The sequence below is a fragment of the Empedobacter sp. GD03865 genome, assembly GCF_029840775.1.
Classification (GTDB): domain Bacteria; phylum Bacteroidota; class Bacteroidia; order Flavobacteriales; family Weeksellaceae; genus Empedobacter; species Empedobacter falsenii_B.
The window spans coordinates 1-3,720 of sequence record NZ_JAOCDF010000063.1 but is presented as its reverse complement, the minus strand read 5'-3'; the positions used below and the strand labels follow the sequence as shown (position 1 = coordinate 3,720).

3 protein-coding genes are annotated in these 3,720 nt (G+C 33.2%); 1 reads left to right on the top strand and 2 read right to left on the bottom strand.

All coding sequences use genetic code 11. The features are described 5' to 3' along the window. Positions 1-73: 73 nt before the first annotated feature. Together N5D46_RS14530 and scpA are read right to left on the bottom strand one after the other, a co-directional pair. A complete protein-coding gene (locus N5D46_RS14530) occupies positions 74-583 on the bottom strand; it encodes a hypothetical protein (protein WP_038334805.1) in 510 nt (169 codons plus the stop codon). 76 nt (positions 584-659) lie between these two features. Continuing rightward, a complete protein-coding gene (scpA, locus tag N5D46_RS14525; protein ID WP_125350662.1) occupies positions 660-2,792 on the bottom strand; it encodes a methylmalonyl-CoA mutase in 2,133 nt (710 codons plus the stop codon). Between the two features lie 173 nt (positions 2,793-2,965). On the opposite strand from scpA, the gene N5D46_RS14520 reads away from it, so the two are divergent. Then, positions 2,966-3,720 (top strand): hypothetical protein (locus N5D46_RS14520; RefSeq protein WP_280050428.1); only part of this gene is annotated, 755 nt, incomplete at its 3' end.

The window sequence follows — 3,720 nt, the reverse complement described above, 5'->3', positions numbered from 1 at the left end:
ATATATTTTGTCATGAGATGAATTGGTTTCTTCATCTGTTAGACATCAAATTTTGAGCAAAGTTTAATTTTGATTAAAGTTTTTTCCAACTTTTATCCGAAATTTTATTTAGATCAATTTCAGAAGTTGTGATAAAAAGAGGTGTAATTTCTACAATTCGCTTTACCTGAGTTGTTTTTAGGTTAGATTCAGGACAAAATGTTTCGATTAAAACAATTTTTTCTGAATCAGAAGAATTGGATTTATAAAGCGTTTTTTGAATTTTTTTATCAATTTTCCAATTTGTACAACTTCCAATACTATAATATTCGAAGGTTAGAAGTGGAAGAAATCCGAAGATAATTCCAAAGATAAATTTCATCACATTCATAAAACTCCATCCGTCTTTCTTTTTGATAGAAAGTAGAAAAAGTACATAAATACTAACTGCCGCAGCAAATGTTAAAAGCTTTGGAAATAGTTTCGCAAAATCATGATTCGCGAATTCTAAACTGATAAAATCTCCAATCAGAAAGTATCCAATAAACCATATAATAAAAATTGTACAGATGATTAAGATAATATTTCGAAGAGTTTTATTCATTTCGCTTTAAGGTTTGTGTGGTATAAATATAAAAATATTCCTGTCAATAGACAGGAATACTCATACTAAAATAGATTTATTTATAAGATTTCAATAAATTCTCTAAAATTTCGCAGGCACATTCCGCCAAGTTTGTCCCTGGACCAAAGATTGCATCTGCACCATTTTGATAAAGATAATCATAATCTTGACGCGGAATAACACCTCCGACTACGATATAAACATCGTCTCTACCTAATTCTTTCAATTGTTTTACAACTTCCGGAACCAACGTTTTGTGTCCTGCAGCCAAAGAAGAAATTCCTAAAATATGAACATCATTCTCTACAGCTTGTTTCGCAACTTCTGCTGGCGTCTGGAACAATGGAGAAATATCCACATCAAATCCCATATCCGCAAAAGAGGTTGCAACGACTTTCGCACCACGATCGTGACCATCTTGTCCCATTTTAGCTACCATAATACGAGGACGGCGTCCATCTTCTTCGGCAAACTCGTCAGCTAAATTACGAGCTTCCTCAAATTTATTCATTTTACCTGCTTCCATAGCATAAACTCCTTGAATTCCTCTTGTAATTGCTTTATGACGACCAAAAACAGCTTCTAATGCATCAGAAATTTCACCTAAAGTAACACGACGACGAGCCGCTTCGATAGATAATTCTAATAAATTTCCTTCGCCTGTTTCAGCAGCTTTTGTTAATTGTGCTAAAATATCTTTTACAGCTTCGCTGTTACGCTCCGCTTTAATTTGATTTAATCGATCAATTTGTTTTTGACGAACAGCAGTGTTGTCAACTTCTAAAATTTCGAACTCTTGTTGTTCTAATTTCGAGCGGTAAGCATTTACACCAACAATTGCGACTTCACCAGAGTCAATTTTGGCTTGTTTTTTTGCAGCAGCTTCTTCAATACGCATTTTTGGAATTCCAGCTTCTATGGCTTGCGTCATTCCACCTAATTCACGAACTTCTTGAATATATTCCCACGCTTGATTTGCCATTTCATTTGTCAAAGATTCAATCATAAAGCTTCCTCCAAAAGGATCAGCCGTTCTACAAATTTGAGTTTCCTCTTGTAAAATGATTTGTGTATTACGTGCAATACGAGCCGAGAAATCTGTTGGCAAAGCAATTGCTTCGTCCAACGCATTGGTATGCAAAGACTGCGTTCCTCCTAAAGCAGCAGCTAACGCTTCTATCGCTGTACGACCAATATTGTTATAAGGTTCTTGCTCTGTTAAACTCCAACCAGAAGTCTGACAGTGCGTTCTCAACATTAATGATTTTTTATTTTGAGGCTCAAATTCTTGCATCAATTTTGCCCATAACATACGAGCAGCTCTCATTTTTGCAATTTCTTGAGGGAAATTCATTCCAATCGCCCAGAAAAATGATAAACGAGGAGCAAAATCATCAACTTTCAATCCTGCTTCCAAACCAGTTTTTACATATTCGTAACCATCTGCAAGGGTATAAGCCATTTCCAAAACAGGCGTAGCTCCAGCTTCTTGCATGTGATAACCCGAAATAGAAATCGAATTGAAGCGAGGAATTTTTTGAGAAGTATATTCGAAAATATCTGCAATAATTTTCATTGAAGGAGTTGGCGGATAAATGTATGTATTACGCACCATGAACTCTTTCAAAATATCATTCTGAATTGTACCAGAAAGTTGATCTTGCGAAACACCTTGCTCTTCTGCAGCTACAATGTAAAAAGCTAAAATAGGAAGAACAGCTCCGTTCATTGTCATCGAAACCGAAATTTTATCCAATGGAATTTCATTGAACAAAATCTTCATATCTTCTACAGAATCTATCGCAACGCCAGCTTTACCTACATCTCCTACAACACGTTCATGATCTGAGTCGTAACCGCGGTGAGTAGCCAAATCAAAGGCAACAGAAAGCCCTTTCTGACCAGCAGCTAAATTTCTTTTATAAAAAGCATTCGATTCTTCTGCAGTAGAAAAACCTGCATATTGGCGAATTGTCCAAGGTTGACGAACATACATTGTCGTATAAGGACCGCGTAAATATGGGGCAACTCCGGGTAAAAAGTTAATCTGTTTCAGATTTTTTACATCATCGTAATTGTAATCACTTTTGACTTGTAAACTATCTAATTCAAATGACTCTATATGTGATGGATTAGAATTTAGATTTCGTTTAAATCTTAAATTCGAAAAATCTGTTTTGTGATTCATCTTGCTAAGATAAATAATTATCCATTAAATTTTATAAAATTACCAATTTTTGAAACTGCTTTTTTCAACTTTTTGTCAACAAAAGTTGAAAAAACATTTTAATCGAGTTTTTTGGTAAAATTATTGATTTAATTTGATTATCAGTAAATTAAAAACACACAAAAGTAATTATTATGAAGTTAGATTTTAACAATAAAAACATTCCAGAGATTTTAAGTGAATTTCAGGATAAAAATACCTTTCAATGGCAAAATGATATTTTTGATTTGATGAAAAAGATCGATTCAAAAGAAGAAAAAGTTAATTTTCATTATTCGAGAGAAGATAATGTTTATGTATCGAATTTTGATCCTCGATTTGTAAATGAAACGTTTCATTCGTTAAATAATTTTTTAGGATTGAAAAAAGGAGATTCTACACTTTTAAGTTCATCGGTTTTAGAAAATGAAGGAGAAATTTCATTGGTTCAAGCCATAGAAGGAGGTTTTGATTTGTATTGTCATGAAGATTCGGATAAAGTGAAGATTCCATTAACAGACGAAAGTCAAGACGAAATAGGATACGCATTAAATTATGCTTATTTGACAAAGAAACAGATTGAAAATTCTTTTGAAGATTTGGCAAGAATCGAAAAAATTGCAATCGAAAGTGATGATTTGTCAAATGATTTGAAAAGTAAATTGAATGATCAAACGAAAACAAGTTTTTATCAAGTTTTTACCGCGAATGGATTTCCAATTGCAGTAAAAAAAATAGATGAAACAGATTACACAGTTTTAGATAAAATAGAACTTTCGGAAGATGAAAAAGGTAATTTAGTCTTGAATTCGCCTTACGAAAAAGAATCACTAAATTTATATAGACAGGCTATTGTTTCGGATGATCAGAAAAAGTTTAGATGGATTTCTGGGAATGAGTGTAAGTTGAA